The following is a 20,562-nucleotide window of genomic DNA, read 5'->3' on the forward strand; positions in this document are numbered from 1 at the left end:
GAAGGAATTCTTTGTTTACCTAAGTATGAAGAGCTATTATTCATCCTTGCATGAAAAAATATACAATCTGATAATCTGCAATAAAAACAAAAAGTTCTTTATTATTTTAAATACACTCAAAATATAACCTCTAAATTTATTAGAGGTTTTTTTATTCATTTTTTTTACTAATTTTAATAAACATTTATCAAGTTTATTCACTCAATTGCAAAGAATACTTAAACCATAACAATTTCTTTATCATAATGATGAAATTAATACCATGATATCCCATTATAACTTGGTATTTTTTTTGCTTAAGACACACCCATAAGACACATCCATTTTCTATGATCACAACCAAGTATTTTAATTATAAACAAATATTCAATCTTGCTGGTGCGCACCTTATATGGCTTACTGCTTGGTGTTCATTGGTAGCTGCCATTTATTATTTCTTCAATTGGCAATGGATGATCATTCCGTGGGTCCCTCTCGCATTAATTGGAACCGCTGAGGCTTTCTATGTTGGCTTTAAAAACAACCAGGCTTACGACAGATTATGGGAAGCCCGTAAAATATGGGGTGGAATTGTTAACTCCAGTCGTTCCTTTACAGCTATGTTGTACGCTTTCGATACAGAAAATGGAGATAGTACGAACCTTGAAGAAAGAAGAAAAATCATTACCTACCGCCACATTGCATGGCTATACGCATTCCGTGAACAACTGTTAATTCCTACCGAATGGGAACACATCAGTTTGAAAAAACATTTTGGTGCGATTAATATAAAGAGACACCGACTTATAAAAGCTGGATTTCCTGATTATGGAAGAACTCCTATCTTTTTACATAAATACCTTTCAACGGAAGAATTTACGCTACAATCAGACTATAAGAACTTTGCTACTTATCTAATTTCGAAACAGGCAAAAGAAATCAATGAATTAAAAAACGATAAAATTATATCTGATTTCAACCAAATGCAGTTACAAAGCTGTCTGAATCAATTTTATGACTATCAGGGACAGGCAGAAAGAATTAAAAAATTCCCGTCACCAAGACAATTTGCCAGTACAGCATTTGTCTTTAACGTTATTTTAATCATGCTTCTTCCATTGGGTTTGGTCAATGAATTTGCCAAGTTGGGAGACTGGGGAATATGGACAAGTATTCCTTTCTGTGTGGTCATCGGATGGATTTATATTGTTATGGAATTGGTTGGAGATTATTCTGAAAATCCTTTTGGCGGACTCATGTTTGATATCCCCATGCTTTCTATCTGCCGGACTATTGAAATTGATTTATTGCAAATGGTGGGCGAAGAAAATCTTCCTGATCCTATTGCTTCAAAGAACGGAGTTCTCGTTTAGTAAAGCTTAAGCAATTCAAAATAACTACTATCTAAAGCTTCCCTTAAATAGTTATAGAAGTGGTATTTTTAACCTCAGAAATCATAAAAGAACTATGGGTACTTGCAATATGTTCTAACGTTGTCAGTTTCGTCAGCATAAAGTTCCGGTAGTCTGCAATGTCTTTAACGCATATTTTCAAGATATAATCATAATCACCACTTACATGAAAGCACTCGGTGACTTCATGTAAATTCATGACCTCTCTTTCAAATTGCAGAACATATTCCTTTTTATGCTGGGTTAACTTTACATGGCACAGTACCATAAAATCTTTTGCAATCTTTTGCTTATTCAATAAAGCTACATATTTTGAAATAACTCCCGTATTTTCCAGTTTCCGGATTCGTTCATACACAGCCGTAACTGATAAGCCAAGCTTATAAGATAATTCTTTGGTGGTTTGTTTAGCATCTTCCTGCAAAAACAACAGCAGTTTTTTATCAATTTCATCAAAGCTCATAGATTATTTTTTGGCAAACGTTTACAGTATTCAAATATAATAAACATATTTTCTATAATATAATAAAATATTAGATTTATATTCTAATATACAAATAATTCGTTGTAATAAAACTTGAAATAGTTCAAATTTAAAAACAAAAAGATATGAAAGATTTCAACGCAGCAAACGAAATACAAGATTTGCAATATTTTGGAGAATTTGGAGGAGTAAACCCTTCTATTTCAGACAGCTCTACTTACACATTTCTTTCAGCCAAAACAATGTTTGACACTTTTGAAGGAAATGCTGAAGGATGCTATTTATATTCAAGGCATTCTTCTCCCATGAATTTATATTTAGCACAAGCCCTTGCAAAACTGGAGAATACAGAGGCTGCCAATGTAACAGCTTCAGGAATGGGTGCCATCACCTCGGTTCTTTTGCAGGTTTGCAAAAGTGGTGACCACATTATTTCCAGCAGAACCATTTATGGTGGAACCTATGCCTTTCTGAAGAATTTTCTTCCTCCTTTTAATATTGAAACAACTTTCTTGGATATCAACAATTTTGAAGCTATTGAAAGCTCAATACAGCCCAATACCAAAGTAATCTATTGTGAGAGTGTGAGTAATCCTTTATTGGAAGTGGCAGATTTAAGAAAACTTTCAGAGATCTGTAAAAAACATAATCTCAAGCTGATTGTAGACAATACATTTTCCCCGTTATCCATTTCACCAACATTGTTGGGAGCGGATATCGTTATTCACAGCTTAACAAAATTCATTAACGGAAGCAGCGATACGGTAGGTGGTGTTTATTGCGGAACACAAGAATTCATTGATGATACCAAGAATGTCAACACCGGTGCCTGCATGCTTCTGGGTCCTACTATGGACAGCATGCGCTCTTCCAGCATCCTGAAAAATTTAAGAACGCTTCATATCCGTATGAAACAACACAGCTATAATGCCTTATATCTTGCAGAAAGATTTGAGCAAGATGGGCTGAAAGTTTCTTATCCGGGATTGCCTTCCCATAAAAATCATGAGCTTATGAAAAGTATGATGCATGAAGAATATGGATTTGGCGGATTGATGACTTTAGACGCAGGAACTACGGAAAAAGCAAACGAGCTGATGGAAATGATGCAACAGAAAAATCTTGGATACCTGGCTGTAAGTCTTGGGTTCTATAAAACACTATTTTCATGTTCGGGCAGTTCTACCTCATCTGAAATCCCTGAAGAAGAGCGTATAACCATGGGAATTTCCGATGGACTTATCAGATTTTCTATCGGTTTGGACCATGACATTGAAAGAACTTACCAGAAAATGAAAGAATGCATGCAAAAAACAGGCGTTCTCAATCATGAAAACGTATCCACATACTAATTATATTATTGTTATAAATGTTGTTGAGATTCAACAGCATTTATTTTTTGTGAAAATGTTTCGGGAATGCATCTTCAGGTTTCATTCTGAATATATTCAGCAGAACCCAGGATTTGAGAAATCCATACCCATAAGAAAACATTTGGATATATGTGGAAATCACTGCCATTCCCGCAATACTGATATTTTTAGTCACTAGCAAAGCGTGAAAAAACACTAAAAACGTGTACAGACCGTAAAAGGCAAGAATAATCCCTCTCCCCATTACAAAATATTCTAAAAATCCCATCACATATCCCAATAAGAATAGTGTTGGAAACGCAAAAGAGATTTTCACATAATTAGGGTGTCGTTGATTAAGAATAGGTCTCGCACAGCCAAACTGAAATACCTGTTTCGAAAATTTACCAAAATCCACTCTTCGCTTATGATAAACAGCAATATCATCAAAAAAAGCAGTCGTAAAACCATGCTCCCAAAGCGTCATAGATAAATCCGGGTCCTCTCCTATTCTCATTTCCGAAAAACCGCCTACTTTATCAAACACTTCTTTTTTAACCCCCATATTAAAGCTTCTTGGCTGAAATTTTGACACGGCTTTTTTATTCCCCCTAATCCCTCCTGTCGTAAATACCGAAGTCATGGAATATGAAATCGCTTTCTGCATCAGATTAAAACCTTTATGGGCTTTATCCGCGCCACCGAAAGCATCACAAGGTATTTCTACAATATCCTTTTTGATATTCTCAATATAATTATCCTCTACAATAACATCACTATCTACAAAAACAAGCCATTCATTTTCCACTCTTTTTGCTCCATAATTTCTTGTTAAACCAGGTCCCGAATTATCTTTTCTGAAATATTTAATATTTAAGAACTCATCAAAGTTTTTTATGGTAGGTTTAAGATCGATCAAAGAGCCATCATCTACTATAATAATTTCAAATTCTTTATCCGTTTGCTGAGCTAACGAGGTTAAAAGCTCGAAAAGCTCATCTTTCCGATTAAAAATAGCAACGACTATGGATATTGTAGGTTTCAAATTGAAAATTTTTCAAAATTAACCATTCATAAAAGAATTCACAAACAGTTTAACAGGTATTCACCTAAATTAACACCACAAATACATTAGCTCAGCAAGCGATAGATTTATTAGTTTCTCCATAAAGGCCTATAAAAAAAGAACAAACTTCAACTTGAAATTTGTTCTTTTTTATTTGATAGTAAAGAAATTATAGTTTTACCAGCTTCCATTTTTGAGCATTACCTGTATTGGCAGTCCAGATCTGGATTTTTGTTCCGTTCGTTGCAGAACCGTTATTGACATCCAGATTAAAACCCAAAGCATGCGCCGGAGACAATGTATAATAATCATTCCCGATAGGTGTTATCTTCCATTTTTGGGCATTGGTATTATTGTCCGTATAGATCTGAACCTGTGTTCCATTGGCTGTACCTGAATTAGATACATCTAAAGACTTAGCCGGAGCATTTAACGGCTGTAGTTTATAATAACCACCTCCTACGTCAGTAATCTTCCATTTTTGTGCAGTATTACCATTAGATGCCCAAAGCTGAACTTTGGTTCCATCAGATGTACCTGCATTTAAAACATCCAATACACTTGTTCCGTTCGCTGCAGAAACCAACTGGTAAGTTGCACCGGATACAATTCCTGTATCGGGAACTGTTGTATTTCCATATACTGTACTTTGTCCGTAAAGCACATTCGAAGGTCCGGAAAAATAGGAAGCTATATTCGTAGCACCTAAATCGTAATACAGATAAACTCCATAGCCATCATTTTTGGTTCTCTGTGCATAGCTTGTAGCTGTAGCAACATTAGTATAGGTAGAGGTTGAAGGATTTACATTCACTGCTGCAGCTCCTTTATGGGCATTGTCAAGCCCCGGAATATTAGGTGCTGAATAAGTACTGTAATATGGATTCCAGGCATAATCCACTTTCGATCCCACCGTTACTCCATTGTAAGAAAGATTATTGGCAGAAGGACCAATATTGTAAAAGGAAATAATCTTATCAGGCAGTAATTCTCTTAAAGCCGTCACAAGATACACAAATGAAGACGCATTAGGTTGCGAAGTTCCGTTAGCACCATAGTTCGCATACTCATCATCGAAGTCGATACCATCCAAACCATAGGTATTCACCGCATCGGCTAATTCCTGAGCAAAAGCCTGAGCAGCAGCCTGATTAGGAAAATTAGCAAATCCGGCTCCCTGATGATTGCCTAGAATAGATAACATCACTTTGATCCCTTTGTCCTGCAAAGGTTTGATATAGGTATTCTTATTACTAAGCACATTGGTAACCTGTGTGTTAAAATATAAATAAGCTTTCTGCGTAGAGGTATTATAATTGATGTTTGCAGCAAAAATAATGGCAACATCAAAAAGCTGCCTCCCATCTGCAAGCTTGTATTGTCCTACTTCTCTGATGTCGTTGTTATTTACTTCAACATACATTACAGAAAGTGGATTTTTTCCGAAAGCGGCAACTTTGCTTGCCGTACTATTTCCGGAGCCTAGTGCAACGTCTTTTGGAGTTGCAGCATCATCCAGGCTATCAGAATTACACGAAATAATACTAAAAGCACCGATGAATAAAATAAGTAAAGATATTAAGCTAATTTTTTTCATAAGTAAATCATTTTAATTGTTTGTTACGAATGTAAAACAAGACTTAATAAATAATTAATAATAAATCATCAAAAACGACTACTATTTTGTCAAAAACACAAGACCAAAATAATTAATATCAAAATAAATATTCAAAATCCATTCGAAATCATCAATAATCTAATATAAAATATACTTGATTATTAATATTTATAACAATTAAAACAATCCGGATTTAAAATATATCCATAAAACGATAGCTGTAAAAAATGTAATCAGCGCGATACAAAACAACAACATAGAAAAGAAACTTTTGAAATAAAATAAATCTAGGATATATAGGGCAAAGCAACACGCTGATGAAATAAACACGCCTATTAATACGGTAATCATTACAGTTTGAAAAGCATGTTGAACAGGTAAGGGGTCTTTTAAGACAGTCCACAGAAAAATTGAAGCAACTGCCAATAAAAGCAAGCTAATTCTTTCAGCAAAATACTTTCTTTTTTTCATTTTCCGTGATTCATCCTTATTGTATGATGAATTACCGGAAAATAAATCAAGTATATCAAACACCCAATCTAGCACATCAAGAAAATTCCAGAACATAGATCAAATTTTAAATGATTTTGAATCTCACAAAACTAAGAATTTTTCCAACAGAGGGCTTCCTCTAAAATAAATAATTTTTCTCATTAAATATCCTCATATTCGTGATTGAAATCATTCGATATCTACCCATGAAAAAATACACCTTCACATTATTTATTTTACTTTCTTCATTCATGATTATTTCTGCTCAAAACAATGATGCCCTAATAAAGGAAGGAGTTAAAAGTGACAGCCTGTTCTGGGTTGCTTATAACAAATGCAATGTTAACGAAATGATGCGCTTTATTCCTAATGATGTTGAATTTTATCACGATAAAGGAGGAATAACAAAAGGAGGTTCTGACTTAAAAATTACCTTTCAGAAAAATTTATGTGGTAATGAAAATTTCCGACTGAGACGAGAAGCAATTGACACAACCGTGCGGGTTTTTCCTATGAAAAAAGACAACAAACTGTATGGCCTGATCATTTCTGGTGATCATTACTTTTATATCAATGAAACAGGCAAAAAAGAATTTCGTGATGGCTTGGCTAAATTCACAGATCTTTGGACATTGGAAAACGGAGAATGGAAAATGTCAAGAGTTTTAAGCTATGACCACGGCCCTGCACCCTACCTTAACGAAAGAAAAGAAATAAAGCTAAATCCCGGTAGTACAAAAATCTACCATGGAAAATACAATAGTATAAAAAACGGAGTGATCACCATTGAACCTAAAGATTCTGTCTTACATCTAGTTGCCGGAGGAAAAACAATGATCATCTACCCGGAAACCCAAAATAAATTTTTCATGAAAGAAAAAGACCTGGTTTTTGAGTTTATAAAAGAGAAAAATAAGGTTACAAAAATGAAAGTGTATGAAAACGGTAACCTGATTGAAGAAAACCAGGCTATAGAATAATAAAAAGACCTTCCAATCGGAAGGCCTTTTTTGAATATCTTATTGATTTTCGAGCTTATGAACTTTCTTCGTTCCTTCATACATCTCATATTGCAGGAATCTCGTCTCTAGTTTTCCATTGAAAAGTTTAATCTTTCTCGATGGGCGAAGACCTATTTTCTTAACCGCTTCAAGGTCTGAAGAAATCAACCAGGCCAATGTATTAGGATAATTCGTTTTAAAGGTATCCCCTATTTTCTTATAAAAATCATCGTCATTGATCGAAATCCTTTCATCATAAGGAGGATTGAAGACCATCAACAATGGGAAAAGTTCTTTTTTAGAATCAAAGAAGTTTTGTCTTTTCACTTCAATAACATCTTCCATCTCTGCTGCTTCAATATTCACGCTTGCTGCATTCAGCATTCTTCCGTCAATATCATACCCTACGATTTTCCCTTGAAACTCTTTAATTCTGTTTACTCTAAATTCTTTGATTTTGTTAAACAAGTCTGCATCATAATTATTCCAGTTTTGAAAAGCAAATCTCTTTCTGTAAAGCTGTGCCGGAAGATCCATAGCGATCATGGCTGCTTCTATTAAAAGTGTTCCTGAACCACACATTGGATCAAGGAAATTTCCTTTTCCATCCCATCCTGCCAGCTGAAGCATTCCGCTTGCCAGAACCTCATTAATCGGAGCTTCTCCCTGCTCTTTTCTGTATCCTCTTTTAAATAAAGGGTCACCTGAAGAATCCAAAGAAATGGTTACCAGCTCTCTGTCGATATGCAAGTGGAATTTAATATCCGGACTTTTAGGCTCCACATTAGGACGTCTTTTAAACTTCTCCTGAAAATAATCTACAATAGCATCTTTCATTTTCAATGTAACAAATTGGGAATGTTTAAATGTCTCAGAGTTTACTGTTGCATCAATAGCAAATGACTGATCAACATCCATGTATTGCTCCCACTCCATTTTATATAGCTTGTCATAAAACTGGTGTTGATTAAAAGCTTTAAACTCAAAAACAGGTACTAAAATTTTCAAAGCTGTTCTTGCAGAATAATTAATCTTATAAAGGAAGCCTAAATCCCCTTCACAATTCACTGCACGGTTTTTAACCTCAACATTCCTGCCTCCCAGCTTTTTAATTTCTTCTGCTAAAACCTGTTCAAGCCCGAAGAACGTCTTTATCTGAATTTTTATATTTTCCGTATCCATAAGTTGTCATTAAAAAATTTAATAATTTAAAAATTAAAAGATTAGCGGTTTATTATTCTAATTAATTGAATCTTTTAATCTTTCAATATTAAAATACTTTTCCTTTTACCGCACAAATTTAGTTATTTTTGCATTATGGAATGGTTTGAATCTTGGTTTGATACACCTTATTATCATTTGCTTTATAGTAACAGAGACTATACGGAAGCAGAAAACTTCATTACAAAACTCACAGCGAGTCTTGAACTGCCTCCTTCTTCCAAGATTATTGATTTGGCTTGCGGGAAGGGAAGACACTCAGTATTTCTTAATAAACTGGGATATGACGTTCTGGGGCTTGATCTTTCAAGACAGAGTATAGAATTTGACAAGCAATTTGAAAATCAGACTCTTCTATTTGATGTTCATGACATGAGAAACCCTATTGATGCTGATCCTATGGATGCGGTTTTCAATTTATTTACCAGCTTTGGTTATTTTGACAAGGAAAGTGATGATAAAAAAGTTTTTCACTCGGTTTATTCTGCCTTAAAACCTGGAGGATATTTTGTTTTGGATTATCTCAATGAAGAATATGTAAGAAAAAACATGGTTGCCGAATCTATTATCAAACGGGGTGATATTGATTTTAAAATCAATAAAAAAATTGAAGGGAGACATGTCATCAAAGATATTCAATTCGAAGCCAAAGGAAAATCCTATCACTTTTTTGAAAAAGTGAAACTTCATACCCTGGAAGAAATTAATTCATATGCTTCAGAATGTGGGTTTGAAAGAATAAAAATATGGGGTGATTACCAGCTGAATGATTTTGAAAAAGAAACTTCTCCTCGCTGCATCAACTTATTTAAGAAAAAAATATGATCATAGTTCTTTTACTGATTCTTAGCGTAATTGCCGGTGTATTCCTGGGCAAACATTTTGGAAAAAAAGAAAAGCTTGCAAAAAACTTACTGATTCTAAGTGCCGGCTTTCTGATCACCATTTGTTTGAATGAGGTTTTTCCACAGGTATATACTTCCGAAAAAAGTGCGAGCATTGGCATCTTCGTTATTCTGGGAGTTTTATTGCAAATGATTTTAGAGGCTCTCACCAAAGGGTTTGAACATGGTCATTTTCATCATCATAATGAGCATAACATTATTCCTGTTGCTTTAATGGTAGGCTTATTTGTTCATGCTTTTATTGAAGGAATTCCCCTAGCTAATGAAAAGGTAGTGCTATCTCCATATCTTTTAGGAATTGTCTTTCACAATATTCCGATTTCGTTCATTTTAGGTGCATTTCTGTTCAACAGAAAAGAAGGTAAAAGTACATCGCCATATCCTACTTTTCTGATTATCGCATTATTTGCGCTGGCTTCCCCTCTAGGAATGCTATTGGGAAATTATTTTAATCCGGATTTACAGCCTTATTTCCTTGCTGTTGTTGGAGGAATTTTCCTACACATTTCCTCGGTTATTATTTTTGAAAGCAATAAAAACCACAATATTGACTGGACTAAAATAGGATTGGTAATTGTGGGAGTTTCACTCGCACTTTTCATGCATCTGTTTCATTCTCATACCCATTAGGATTTCTACAACAGACATTAGTAATACTCCAAAATAAAGTCGATATACTTTAACATCTCATTGTTTTCACATTATAGTCAATACCTTATTTCTCCTTATTATTTAAATTAAATTTAAAAATTTAACATATTTTACCACCACATCGCACAGATATGGTGATTTTTTGTATCTTGGAGTAACCGAAATCATATATGAAAATTAAAGACAAAAATCTTAGAAAGCTAGGAGTATGCTTTTTCCTAATGTCCGGATTAGCATCTGCCCAAACACAAAAAAAAACAGATTCCCTAAGAGAAAAAGACATCGAAGATGTCGTAATCGTGGGATACAAAACTCAAAAAAGATCCAGCCTCACAGCAGCAGTTTCAATTATCTCTGATAAAAAACTAAAGGATGCCAGTACTTCCGATGTCTCAACCTTGCTTCAAGGGAAAGCCGCAGGAGCTCAAGTTACTCTGGGAGGAGGAGCACCCGGATCTTCAGCCACCGTAAAAATCAGAGGAACCTCTACCATCAATGGTCCCAGCCAGGCCTTATGGGTAGTAGATGGAGTCATGATGACAGGAACACCTAATTTAGACCCTAATCAGATTGAAAGCATTAACATACTAAAAGACGCTACCTCAACGGCGTTATATGGATCCAGAGGAGCCAATGGCATTGTACAGGTATTCACAAAATCAGGAAACTCCGGAAAAGGAACCCTGAGTGTCTCTATGAATAATTCTTTTAATACCTTTAATAACGGTCGTTTCAAACTGATGGACGGCACACAATTGTATGACTATTTCACGTCATTAAAAAATGCCCCGGCCATACCAAAGGAACTTAGAAACAATGGATACAACTGGCTAGAAGATGGTACACAGACAGGTGTTGTACAAAACTATACTATAGACTTTAGAGGAGGTTCCCAAAATTCAAAGACTTATATATCCGGTAACTATTATAATGAAACCGGAACTGTAAAGAGCTATGATTTCAATAGATTATCTTTCAGAATCAATCACGAACAAAAGGTAAAGCCCTGGCTAACTCTAAAGCCAAAGGTGAGTCTTTCTTATACGACAGGAAAAGACAGACAAGGCTCTCTTTACCAAATGTATCTGAATATGCCCTGGGATAATCCAAGAGATGCTAACGGAAACCTTATCAATCCTAATAATTATAATGGAACCTGGTATGGAAGGGATAACTCCAACTATCTGCATGATTTACAATGGAACTATGGAAGGAGCAATCAACTGGACTTGATTGGAAATCTTGATGCAGAAATTAAGCTGACCGATTATTTAAAATTTGTTACAACAAATAATGTCACCTATAAAAATTACGATGACATGTCCTATGTAGATCCCAGATCAGCATCAGGAGATAGCAATAAAGGTGAATTATCGGAATCTTATGTAAAGGACATCAGTAAATTCTTTAACCAAATGCTGAGATTTGATAAAGACTTTGGAGTTCATAATGTCAATGCACTTGCTGCCTATGAATACTCCGACAGGTTCTACAAAATTTCACGGGCTGGCGTATATGGTGTCGTTCCTGGAACAGATATCTTTGATACCGGAGCTACAACAGGACGTAAACCATCAGGAACAAAATACGACAGAGCCTACAACGCATTTCTCTTCAACGCTGAATATGTATATGATAAAAAATACTTCGTTCAGGGATCTTTAAGAAGCGAATCCTCTTCTGCATTTGGTACCAGCCAAAGAAACGGCTTATTTTACTCTTATAGTATAGGATGGAACGTTCAGAAAGAAAAATTCTTTCATGTAAAACAAATTGATGAATGGAAATTAAGAGCCAGCAGAGGTTTGGTAGGAAACACACCGAGCCCCAACTACGGATGGCAGGACCTGTATGCTCTAACCCAGACATACAACGGACAAATAGGCGCCACATGGAACCAGCTGGGGAATCCGAATTTAACCTGGGAATCTATTTATCAGAATAATATCGGTACAGATATCAGGGCATTTAATAATAGATTGACCCTGAATGTTGATTATTTTAATAATAAAACCAAAGATTTATTGGTCTTGGTTACTTTGCCTTCGCTTACAGGTGTTGACAGACAATATCTGAATGTAGGAGATGTAAAGAACGAAGGATGGGAATTCAATTTGAATTATACCATCCTCAGATCAGAAGCTGTTAGCTGGGATTTAGGATTCAATATCAGTACTTATAAGAACAGAGTTCTTTCAACCAGAAATAACAGCACGCAGTTGTTATCCAACAATCAGGTAGCAATAGCCGGAAATGACGTTACTTCTTTCTATATGAGAAAGTGGATGGGTGTAAATCCTGATAACGGTGCAGGTCAGTGGGAAGTCATTAACGCTGATGGAAGCAGAAGCCTGACATCCAATTATAACCAGGCATCATTACAAATCGTAGGAGCAGCTACTCCGGATTATTACGGATCTTTTACGACCAACCTCACTATAAAAAATTTCTATCTTAACGCTAATCTTTATTTTTCACAGGGAGGACAGATTTACAACTCCTACAGAGAATTGTTTGATTCAGATGGTGCCTATCCTTATTACAATCAAATGGTATTAAAAGACGGTTGGAACAGATGGGAAAAACCCGGAGATATTGCTACACATCCGGTAGCAACATTTAACAATAATAGTTTAACCAACAGACCATCTTCCCGTTATCTGGAAGACGCAAGCTATGTTAAATTGAGATCTCTCAGAATAGGATATAATTTTCCGGAAGGTTTAACAGAAAAGATAGGTGTTAATTCAGCGAGTATTTATATTATGGGTGAAAATTTATTTACAATTACCCGGTTCTCCGGCATTGATCCGGAAGTAGGACCTGCAGATAGCCAAACCGCATATTCCGGTAGAGCCGGAGCGATTTATCCTATTCCAAAAAGATTTTCACTAGGCTTTAACTTCTCTTTTTAAAATGGACATTATTATGAAAAAAATACTTTTATCATTCATTGCACTTACATTCATTTCATGCAATATAGATCGTTCACCTTACGACTCTAAAGAGTCTGATGAAATACTCACAGACCCGACAGGGCTACAAACAATAACCCTTGGCAATTATGCTTTACTAAAAGGCGATGCCAGTGGTGGCGGATTTTTCAATAATCTTTACAGGGTAGGTGAATATGGCGGAGACAATATCAACATCAGCGGAACAACATCAGATGAGTTTTTCTATTACTACAATTACAGAAGCATTAAAAACAACGGGCGCTCTAATACGATTTGGAATGCCGGCTATAAAGCGATCATAGGATGTAACAGGGTAATCTCCAAAACCTCCGAAGGAAAAGACGTCAATATAGACCAGTTGATCGGCGAGAATTACTTCCTGAGAGCGTATGTATACTTCTCTTTAGTCAATGTATTTGGTAAGCCTTACAATCAAGGAGCCGGAAATCTAGGAGTTCCGTTAAAAATCACTGATGATGTGAATGAATTGCCCGGCAGAGCTACTGTTGGAGCAATTTATGATCAGGTGGTCAGTGATCTGAAAAAAGCGGAGCAACTTATGACCCTTGATAAAAATAATACGTACGCCTCCAAAGAAGCTGCTCAGGCATTACTTTCCCGTGTATATCTATATATGGAAAATAATGATAAGGCCATTGAGTATGCAGACAAAGTTATCAGCTCTGGAAAGTATTCACTCTTATCCAATGCCGAGCTTCCATCCTATGCCACTAAAACTCCGGAAACGAATAGAGAAACGATTTTTGCATTCAAGTATAATCGGGATGGTGATTACAGTGATGGCTGGTACACCATAGGCTCTATGTATGCCAATATTCAGAATGTTGGTTGGGGTGAGATGTATGCATCTTCTTCCTATTTAGATCTTATCAACAAAAATCCTCAGGATGCAAGGTCAAAATTTATTTCACCCAAATATAGCACCCCGCAAACATCGGTTGCTTATTGGGTACAACAGGGAACCAATGCTTCCGGAGGGGTAACTTATAATTATAGCTTTCAGAAAACGTTTCAACAAGGCGGTAATACTTATTTTACCATGAATAATATCAACTATCAGATATATTCTGAGGTACTACCTAACAAAACGAATTATTATTTTAATAATTCAGGTGGTAGTAAAACCTATGTCACTTTAGATCATGACATGGATAAAAGAAACGGATATCCTAAGTTTTACATTCTAAAATGCTCATTACAGGAAGGTGTTGCCCAGCTATGGTCACCAGTAGTCATAAGATTAGGGGAAATATACCTGAACCGGGCAGAAGCACTTGCAAAAAAAGGGAATACCAATTCTGCAATGGCTGATGTTAATACCATCAGAACAAGAGCCGGAATCCCAGCATATACCTCCGTTCCCGCAGGACAAAATGCTTTAGAGATAGTTCTGGATGAAAGAAGACTTGAATTGGCTTTTGAAGCACAAAGAAAATATGACATTTTCAGAAATAAACTAAACCTGAACAGGGAATATCCCGGTTCTCATTTAAGTGGAAATAACCCATTCTATACAGTACCTTATACAAATAATAGAATTATAGAATACATTCCGGAACAACAAATACAAATCCAGCCTAATCTGGTTCAAAACCCGGATTGATTATAAAAAAATAAGCTCCGAATTTTTCAATTCGGAGCATCAATTTAATCACTCATTACACAATCTGGAAATTAAAATTTCCAGCCAAATGTAAGGAAGAAGTTATCTCTGTTGTTTTTCACACTCGAAACAACGGAAGTAGGTGTATTTACATCAAAGTCCCCTGAATAGTAACCTGATCCATCGTCAGCACTTCCTCTCAGGAAAGGATTGTTATATTTGGAACTCACATTCTGGTAAGCAGCATCTACATAGAAATTTCCAAAATCATAACCAACACCAGCTCCAATGGTATTTCTTTGTCCCAAAATAAGATTACTGTAATTATTATCTCCAGCAACTCCGGCATTGGAATACGAGCTGATAGTCATTGCATTGAAAGGATTTGAACTATATGAATATCCTCCTCTTAATCTAAATGCTTTAATTCTGTATTCAGCCCCCACTCTTACTTCTGATAGGTTTTTATAATTATCATCAAAGAAACCGTTCAGTTCTCTTTCAGCATTTCCCTGTACAGTATACTTAGGCTTGGTTACCCCTAACGTATAATCAACATTGATGGCAAAATTCTTATTAGGAACGAAAGCACCACTTACAGTAGCTTTCATCGGAGATCTGAAATTTCTGCCTTCAACATAATTGTTATAATAAACACCATCATCCTGTAAAGAATATTCACGGAAAGCTCTATCTATATTCCACCAGGTTGGTGTTTCAATAGATGCTCCCAATCTGAATTGATTGCTTAGCTTTCCGATAACCCCTATTGTAGCTGAAAAACCATTTGATTTCTCAGAGAAAGGAGTGTATTGTTTATCAAACGTATTAACAGAATTATCCAGGTTCAATCCTAATAAGGCACTGTCATACTGATCAATCTCAGCATAGTGCATATTGATGCTTGCCCCTATGTATAAAGAGTTATTATAGTTAGCTCCAACCCCGAGATTGAATCTAGTCTGATTCCCATATCTGTTATAAGCATGCCCACGATATGACATATTTCCTATAACTGCATTCCCGTTACTATCTACCAAGCTTTTAGGAATAATTATATTAGAATTCCCCGGGCTTTCTACATAATCCTCTAAAGATTGCATGGAGAGGTTAGCTCCGATATTAATAAACTTCCATGCACTCTCGGTCATCAGTTGAATGGTTGCTACACCACCGGCATTCCCCAGGGTAAACTTGTCTATATTATATCTGGTTGAAGCACCAGCAACAGAACTGGTATTCTTATTATTGGTAAGAAATAAAGTTGCTGAAGCGTCTCCTGTAATTGCGACACCCAGACCTGCTGGGTTAGTCATCAATGAAGTAGCATCCCCTCCTAATGCTCCGTTAGCACCCGCCATTGCATTAAACTTTGACGACCCTATCATAGGAGAATTAGAATAAACATCAATAGAATTTCTGATCGTAGAAATATTCTGAGCCTGTGCAAAATATGCCACAGAAACACTCACGATTACTAAAGATTTTTTTAACATTATTTTTTTAAATAGTTATTATTTGAAAATTATCTACCACCTGATCTGAAGCCGCCTCCGCCACCTCCGGATCTGAAGCCACCGCCTCCACCGGAAGATCCTCCACGGAAACCACCTCCTCCAGAATTGAACCCACCTGATCTGAAGCCACCACTATCATTCGATCTGAAACCTCCTCTTGGTTGGCTGTCATAATTAGGTCTTGGTTGATTCTGCATATTCGGATTACGGAAGCCAGAATTATTATTTCTGAAGCCACCATTGTTATTTCTGAATCCTGAATTATTTACAGCTCCGTTTCTGAACCCTGAATTGTTATTGTTTCTAAATCCTGAGTTATTATTGTTTCTGAAGCCAGAGTTATTGTTATTTCTAAACCCTGAATTGTTAATATTGTTTCGGTAAACTGATCCATTACTTCCATTATAACGAGCTCCGTTGCCTACCAAGCCATATCCGAGTCTTCCGTCAGCTCCACTTCTTCTGTAGGCAGGTCTGTTGTAATATCCATTACCCCAGTAGCCTCCGCCCCAGCCAAGTCCCATTCCCCAGCCTCCGTTCCAACCCCAAGGTCCAAAGCCTCCGCCCCAGCCCCAAGGAGATCCCCAGCCAAGTCCCATTCCCCAGCCTCCGTTCCAGCCCCAATGTCCAAAGCCTCCGCCCCAGCCCCAAGAGCCACCCCAGCCGAGTCCCATTCCCCAGCCTCCGTTCCAACCCCAAGGTCCAAAGCCTCCGCCCCAGCCCCAAGGAGATCCCCAACCCCATGAATTATCATAGTAGTTGGTTTGAGATCCGGCAAAATTGCCCCAGTCTGAATCCGTAGCATTGTTATTCCACGAATCTCCACCCCAAGAGCTATATCTGTTATTCTGGTCTCTTACATTCGTTTCTGCATTCTGGATTACATTTGAATCCTGATAGTAGTCATAATAATCGCCTACTCTGTTTCCGCCATTGTTGATGATCACCCCTTCTGGCAGTGTATCTCTATTGGGGTCATAGTATACCCCATCCGTCTCACTATACCCTCCCATTTGAGCACCGCAAGACATCAGTAGTAATCCACCTGCTATTGCTAAAACGCCTTTGGATTTTAGCATAACAAATAAATTTTTATGTATATTTTTTTTCATGATAACGTAAAAATTTTTAATTTAAATTATATTTGCAAAGTGTACCAAAAATGTACCAAAGCACCGGTAATAAAATCTATCAAAAATAGATTTTTATTTTTAGATAACAATAATGTTAAAAAGTTAAAAAAATTTTAAAAGATAATGGCAAAATTAACCTCAAGAAGCGAAGATTACAGCAAATGGTATAATGAACTGGTTGTAAAAGCAGATTTAGCTGAAAATTCAGGAGTGCGAGGGAGCATGGTTATTAAACCATATGGATACGCAATCTGGGAAAAAATGCGTGATGAAATGGACAGAAAGTTCAAGGAGACCGGTCACGTTAACGCTTATTTCCCGCTATTTATACCCAAAAGTTTATTCGAGGCTGAGGAAAAAAATGCAGAAGGTTTTGCAAAAGAATGTGCCGTTGTTACCCATTACAGATTAAAAACTGACCCTGATAATCCACACAAGCTGATTGTAGATCCAGACGCGAAGCTGGAAGAAGAGCTGATTGTTCGTCCTACATCAGAAGCGATTATCTGGAATACATATAAAAGCTGGATTCAATCCTATAGAGATTTACCTATCCTGATCAACCAATGGGCTAATGTTGTACGTTGGGAAATGAGAACCCGTTTATTCTTAAGAACTTCTGAATTCTTATGGCAGGAAGGGCATACTGCTCACGCCACTAAAGATGAAGCAATAGAAGAAGCTGAGAAAATGAACAAAGTATATGCAGACTTTGCAGAAAACTTTATGGCTATGCCAGTAGTTCAGGGACTTAAAACCCCATCCGAAAGATTTGCCGGTGCCGATGAAACTTATTGTATTGAAGCATTAATGCAAGACGGAAAAGCTCTTCAGGCAGGAACTTCCCATTACTTAGGACAGAATTTCGCGAAAGCTTTTGACGTTAAATTCACCAATAAAGAAGGAAAAATAGAACATGCATGGGCTACTTCTTGGGGAACTTCTACCCGCTTGATGGGAGCTTTGATTATGACCCATTCTGATGATTTCGGATTGGTACTTCCTCCTACTTTGGCTCCGATTCAGGTAGTAATCGTTCCTATCTTTAAAGGAGAAGAGCAGTTAAACCAAATCAGCGAAGTCGCTATGGATATCCAGACCAAATTAAGAGCTAAAGGAATTTCCGTGAAATTCGACAATGACACTCAAAATAAGCCGGGATGGAAGTTTGCAGAATATGAACTAAAAGGAGTTCCTGTAAGAATTGCTATCGGGCCAAAAGATTTGGAAAATAAATCAGTTGAGATCGCAAGAAGAGATAACCTGACTAAAGAAACTCATTCTCTTGAAGGTTTAGATTCCTATATCGATGAATTATTGAAAACGATTCAGAAGGACCTTTATACTAAAGCCTTAAGCTTCAGAAAGGAAAATATGACAAAAGTGGATACTTATGAAGAGTTTAAAAAAGTGTTGGAAGAAAAAGGAGGTTTCATCTATGCACATTGGGATGGTACTGCCGAGGAAGAAGAGCAAATAAAAGAAGAAACAAAGGCAACTATCAGATGTATTCCATTGGATGATGATACAGAAGAAGGGGTTTCTCTTGTTTCCGGAAAACCTTCAAAAAGACGGGTTTTATTCGCCAAAGCGTACTAATTTCTTTTCAATGATTTGTAAAAAAAACATTGGATTTTAAATAAATATTTAAAAAAAATGACATTTGGACAGATTTTTGTTTAAATTTATATCAACATTAATTTAAAAAATATTTATTATGTCTTTAAATGTTATCGATTTAATTAAAGGACAATTAGGTCCCGCATTAGTTTCTCAGACTGCTTCGCAGTTAGGAGAAAGTGAGTCTGGTATTTCAAAAGCAATTAGTGGGTTATTACCTGCAGTTGTTGGAGGATTGGCTAATAACGCTAACAATCCTGGAGTTTTAGATGCTATTACTAGCGCTTCATCTAGTGGAATTTTAAGTAATTTAATAGGTGGCTCTTCTAACAACTCTGTAATTTCCGGCTTATTGTCCTCAATTTTTGGTGACAAATTAAGTGGATTAGTAAATTCGATCGCTACTTTTTCGGGAATTAGCAATAATTCTTCGAGCTCTTTGCTGAATTTAGTAACCGGAGCAACCGTAGGATCTATTGGTAAATATGCTGCTGATAACAATTTAGATAAATCGGGAATCTCCGGATTATTAAATGATCAGAAAGGTATCGTTTCAGGTTTATTACCAGCAGGACTTTCTTTAGCCTCTTTTGGCCTAGGAGCAGAAAACTGGTTTGGTCAAGCTAAAGAAACTGTTTCTTCAGTTTCGTCTACCGCCAAAGACAATATCGCTGAAGGTGTTGCTACTGCTAAAGAAAGTGTTTCAGAAGGAGCAAGAGAAATAAAAGAACAATTCAACAATAACAATAATCAAGGTGGTGGTTCAATCTGGAAATGGTTACTTCCACTTTTATTATTAATTGCTGCAGCCTATTTCCTATGGAAGCAATGTGAGAAAAAAGAAACGACAACGACAACAGTCGCTGCAGATTCTACAGGATCGCATACGGATACCGCTACAGCGGTTACACCGGCTGATACATCAGGAACAATGTCTTCTTCAGCGAAAGTAGATGAAAACATTGATCTAAACGGTACAACCCTTAAAGGATACAAAGGAGGAATGGAAGACAAGATGATTGCTTTCCTAAAATCTGATGGTTATAAAAATGCAGCAGATGACGAAGCATTAAAGACTACATGGTATGATTTTGACCACGTGAACTTTAAAATGGGAAGTTCTACCGAATTGGAAGCTGGTTCTCAAGGACAGCTTGAAAATTTAGTAGCTATTTTAAAAGCATATCCGGATGCAAAAATTAAAATTGGAGGATATACTGACAAAGTAGGAAACGAAGCTTCTAATGTAAAATTATCTACAGCAAGAGCTAACTTCATCAAAGACTGGTTGACAAAACAAAATCTTGGTAGCCAGGTTTTAGGTGCAGATGGATATGGAAGTAAATTCGCAACCGTAGATGCAAAAGCTTCTGATGCTGAAAGAGCTATTGACAGAAAAATGTCTATAAGATTTGCAAAATAATCTTAAGACATATATATAAAAATCCCGAAAGTTTTTTCGGGATTTTTTTTGGATAACTTTTTTATTTACATTTATTTAATTAAATTTGTTAGTCATTTCTAACATTT

Annotated in this window: 16 protein-coding genes; 9 read left to right on the top strand and 7 right to left on the bottom strand. The window is 36.4% G+C overall.

The features are described 5' to 3' along the window. Positions 1–329 precede the first annotated feature (329 nt). Positions 330–1,352: a bestrophin family protein gene (locus tag CJF12_RS07950; protein ID WP_034685457.1), complete on the top strand. Its 1,023-nt coding sequence runs from the start codon at positions 330–332 to the stop codon at positions 1,350–1,352. 43 nt (positions 1,353–1,395) lie between these two features. On the opposite strand, the gene CJF12_RS07955 is transcribed toward CJF12_RS07950, so the two are convergent. Next, the gene (locus CJF12_RS07955; RefSeq protein WP_034685459.1) at positions 1,396–1,854 is read right to left on the bottom strand and encodes an Lrp/AsnC family transcriptional regulator; all 459 of its coding nucleotides are present in this window, start codon (positions 1,852–1,854) and stop codon (positions 1,396–1,398) included. Positions 1,855–2,000: 146 nt separating this feature from the next. On the opposite strand from CJF12_RS07955, the gene CJF12_RS07960 reads away from it, so the two are divergent. Next, positions 2,001–3,227 carry an aminotransferase class I/II-fold pyridoxal phosphate-dependent enzyme gene (locus CJF12_RS07960; RefSeq protein ID WP_034685460.1) on the top strand — a complete coding sequence of 409 codons (1,227 nt, stop codon included), beginning with the start codon at positions 2,001–2,003 and terminating at the stop codon, positions 3,225–3,227. A 40-nt stretch (positions 3,228–3,267) separates the two neighbouring features. Here CJF12_RS07960 and CJF12_RS07965 read toward each other — a convergent pair whose 3' ends face one another. From CJF12_RS07965 to CJF12_RS07975, 3 genes are all read right to left on the bottom strand, one after another. Beyond that, complete coding sequence (locus CJF12_RS07965; RefSeq protein WP_034685461.1) at positions 3,268–4,272, bottom strand: glycosyltransferase; 1,005 nt, start codon at positions 4,270–4,272, stop codon at positions 3,268–3,270. Between the two features lie 190 nt (positions 4,273–4,462). Then, positions 4,463–5,890, bottom strand: a complete 1,428-nt coding sequence (locus CJF12_RS07970) for an endo-beta-N-acetylglucosaminidase H (RefSeq protein ID WP_034685463.1) — start codon at positions 5,888–5,890, stop codon at positions 4,463–4,465. A gap of 198 nt (positions 5,891–6,088) precedes the next feature. After that, on the bottom strand, positions 6,089–6,478 hold the full coding sequence (locus tag CJF12_RS07975) for a hypothetical protein (protein ID WP_034685465.1): 390 nt from the start codon (positions 6,476–6,478) through the stop codon (positions 6,089–6,091). Positions 6,479–6,609: 131 nt separating this feature from the next. Here CJF12_RS07975 and CJF12_RS07980 point away from each other — a divergent pair, with 131 nt between their 5' ends. Further along, positions 6,610–7,383 (top strand): nuclear transport factor 2 family protein, encoded by a 774-nt coding sequence (locus CJF12_RS07980; protein ID WP_034685467.1) that lies wholly within the window; start codon positions 6,610–6,612, stop codon positions 7,381–7,383. A gap of 39 nt (positions 7,384–7,422) precedes the next feature. Here CJF12_RS07980 and CJF12_RS07985 read toward each other — a convergent pair whose 3' ends face one another. Continuing rightward, a complete protein-coding gene (locus CJF12_RS07985) occupies positions 7,423–8,586 on the bottom strand; it encodes a THUMP domain-containing class I SAM-dependent RNA methyltransferase (protein WP_034685469.1) in 1,164 nt (387 codons plus the stop codon). Between the two features lie 135 nt (positions 8,587–8,721). Here CJF12_RS07985 and CJF12_RS07990 point away from each other — a divergent pair, with 135 nt between their 5' ends. From CJF12_RS07990 to CJF12_RS08005, 4 genes are all read left to right on the top strand, one after another. Next, positions 8,722–9,450, top strand: a complete 729-nt coding sequence (locus tag CJF12_RS07990; RefSeq protein WP_034685471.1) for a class I SAM-dependent DNA methyltransferase — start codon at positions 8,722–8,724, stop codon at positions 9,448–9,450. Beyond that, complete coding sequence (locus tag CJF12_RS07995; protein WP_034685524.1) at positions 9,450–10,160, top strand: ZIP family metal transporter; 711 nt, start codon at positions 9,450–9,452, stop codon at positions 10,158–10,160. The genes CJF12_RS07990 and CJF12_RS07995 overlap by 1 nt, the downstream gene beginning before the upstream one ends. Positions 10,161–10,351: 191 nt before the next feature. Then, positions 10,352–13,096, top strand: a complete 2,745-nt coding sequence (locus tag CJF12_RS08000) for a SusC/RagA family TonB-linked outer membrane protein (RefSeq protein ID WP_034685474.1) — start codon at positions 10,352–10,354, stop codon at positions 13,094–13,096. A gap of 13 nt (positions 13,097–13,109) precedes the next feature. Beyond that, positions 13,110–14,762: a RagB/SusD family nutrient uptake outer membrane protein gene (locus CJF12_RS08005; protein ID WP_034685526.1), complete on the top strand. Its 1,653-nt coding sequence runs from the start codon at positions 13,110–13,112 to the stop codon at positions 14,760–14,762. Positions 14,763–14,833: 71 nt separating this feature from the next. Here CJF12_RS08005 and CJF12_RS08010 read toward each other — a convergent pair whose 3' ends face one another. Together CJF12_RS08010 and CJF12_RS08015 are read right to left on the bottom strand one after the other, a co-directional pair. Beyond that, on the bottom strand, positions 14,834–16,258 hold the full coding sequence (locus tag CJF12_RS08010) for an OmpP1/FadL family transporter (RefSeq protein ID WP_034685476.1): 1,425 nt from the start codon (positions 16,256–16,258) through the stop codon (positions 14,834–14,836). 29 nt (positions 16,259–16,287) lie between these two features. Next, a complete protein-coding gene (locus CJF12_RS08015) occupies positions 16,288–17,358 on the bottom strand; it encodes a prolyl-tRNA synthetase (protein ID WP_095591096.1) in 1,071 nt (356 codons plus the stop codon). Between the two features lie 177 nt (positions 17,359–17,535). Between CJF12_RS08015 and proS the strand changes: the two genes are divergently transcribed. Together proS and CJF12_RS08025 are read left to right on the top strand one after the other, a co-directional pair. Further along, positions 17,536–19,011: a proline--tRNA ligase gene (proS, locus tag CJF12_RS08020; RefSeq protein WP_034685481.1), complete on the top strand. Its 1,476-nt coding sequence runs from the start codon at positions 17,536–17,538 to the stop codon at positions 19,009–19,011. Between the two features lie 118 nt (positions 19,012–19,129). Continuing rightward, positions 19,130–20,455, top strand: coding sequence for an OmpA family protein (locus tag CJF12_RS08025; protein WP_034685483.1), 1,326 nt, complete (start codon positions 19,130–19,132; stop codon positions 20,453–20,455). The last annotated feature ends 107 nt before the right edge of the window (positions 20,456–20,562 follow it).

This window comes from Chryseobacterium piperi, from assembly GCF_002285635.2.
Taxonomy (GTDB): domain Bacteria; phylum Bacteroidota; class Bacteroidia; order Flavobacteriales; family Weeksellaceae; genus Chryseobacterium; species Chryseobacterium piperi.

Excerpts from the sequence above, each read along its gene's own strand:
- CJF12_RS07960 (WP_034685460.1), top strand. The coding sequence starts at position 2,001 with ATGAAAGATTTCAACGCAGCAAACGAAATACAAGATTTGCAATATTTT.
- CJF12_RS07980 (WP_034685467.1), top strand. The coding sequence starts at position 6,610 with ATGAAAAAATACACCTTCACATTATTTATTTTACTTTCTTCATTCATG.
- CJF12_RS08025 (WP_034685483.1), top strand. The coding sequence starts at position 19,130 with ATGTCTTTAAATGTTATCGATTTAATTAAAGGACAATTAGGTCCCGCA.
- proS (WP_034685481.1), top strand. The coding sequence starts at position 17,536 with ATGGCAAAATTAACCTCAAGAAGCGAAGATTACAGCAAATGGTATAAT.
- CJF12_RS07950 (WP_034685457.1), top strand. The coding sequence starts at position 330 with ATGATCACAACCAAGTATTTTAATTATAAACAAATATTCAATCTTGCT.
- CJF12_RS08010 (WP_034685476.1), bottom strand. The coding sequence starts at position 16,258 with ATGTTAAAAAAATCTTTAGTAATCGTGAGTGTTTCTGTGGCATATTTT.
- CJF12_RS07975 (WP_034685465.1), bottom strand. The coding sequence starts at position 6,478 with ATGTTCTGGAATTTTCTTGATGTGCTAGATTGGGTGTTTGATATACTT.
- CJF12_RS07985 (WP_034685469.1), bottom strand. The coding sequence starts at position 8,586 with ATGGATACGGAAAATATAAAAATTCAGATAAAGACGTTCTTCGGGCTT.
- CJF12_RS07990 (WP_034685471.1), top strand. The coding sequence starts at position 8,722 with ATGGAATGGTTTGAATCTTGGTTTGATACACCTTATTATCATTTGCTT.
- CJF12_RS07970 (WP_034685463.1), bottom strand. The coding sequence starts at position 5,890 with ATGAAAAAAATTAGCTTAATATCTTTACTTATTTTATTCATCGGTGCT.
- CJF12_RS08015 (WP_095591096.1), bottom strand. The coding sequence starts at position 17,358 with ATGCTAAAATCCAAAGGCGTTTTAGCAATAGCAGGTGGATTACTACTG.
- CJF12_RS08000 (WP_034685474.1), top strand. The coding sequence starts at position 10,352 with ATGAAAATTAAAGACAAAAATCTTAGAAAGCTAGGAGTATGCTTTTTC.
- CJF12_RS08005 (WP_034685526.1), top strand. The coding sequence starts at position 13,110 with ATGAAAAAAATACTTTTATCATTCATTGCACTTACATTCATTTCATGC.
- CJF12_RS07955 (WP_034685459.1), bottom strand. The coding sequence starts at position 1,854 with ATGAGCTTTGATGAAATTGATAAAAAACTGCTGTTGTTTTTGCAGGAA.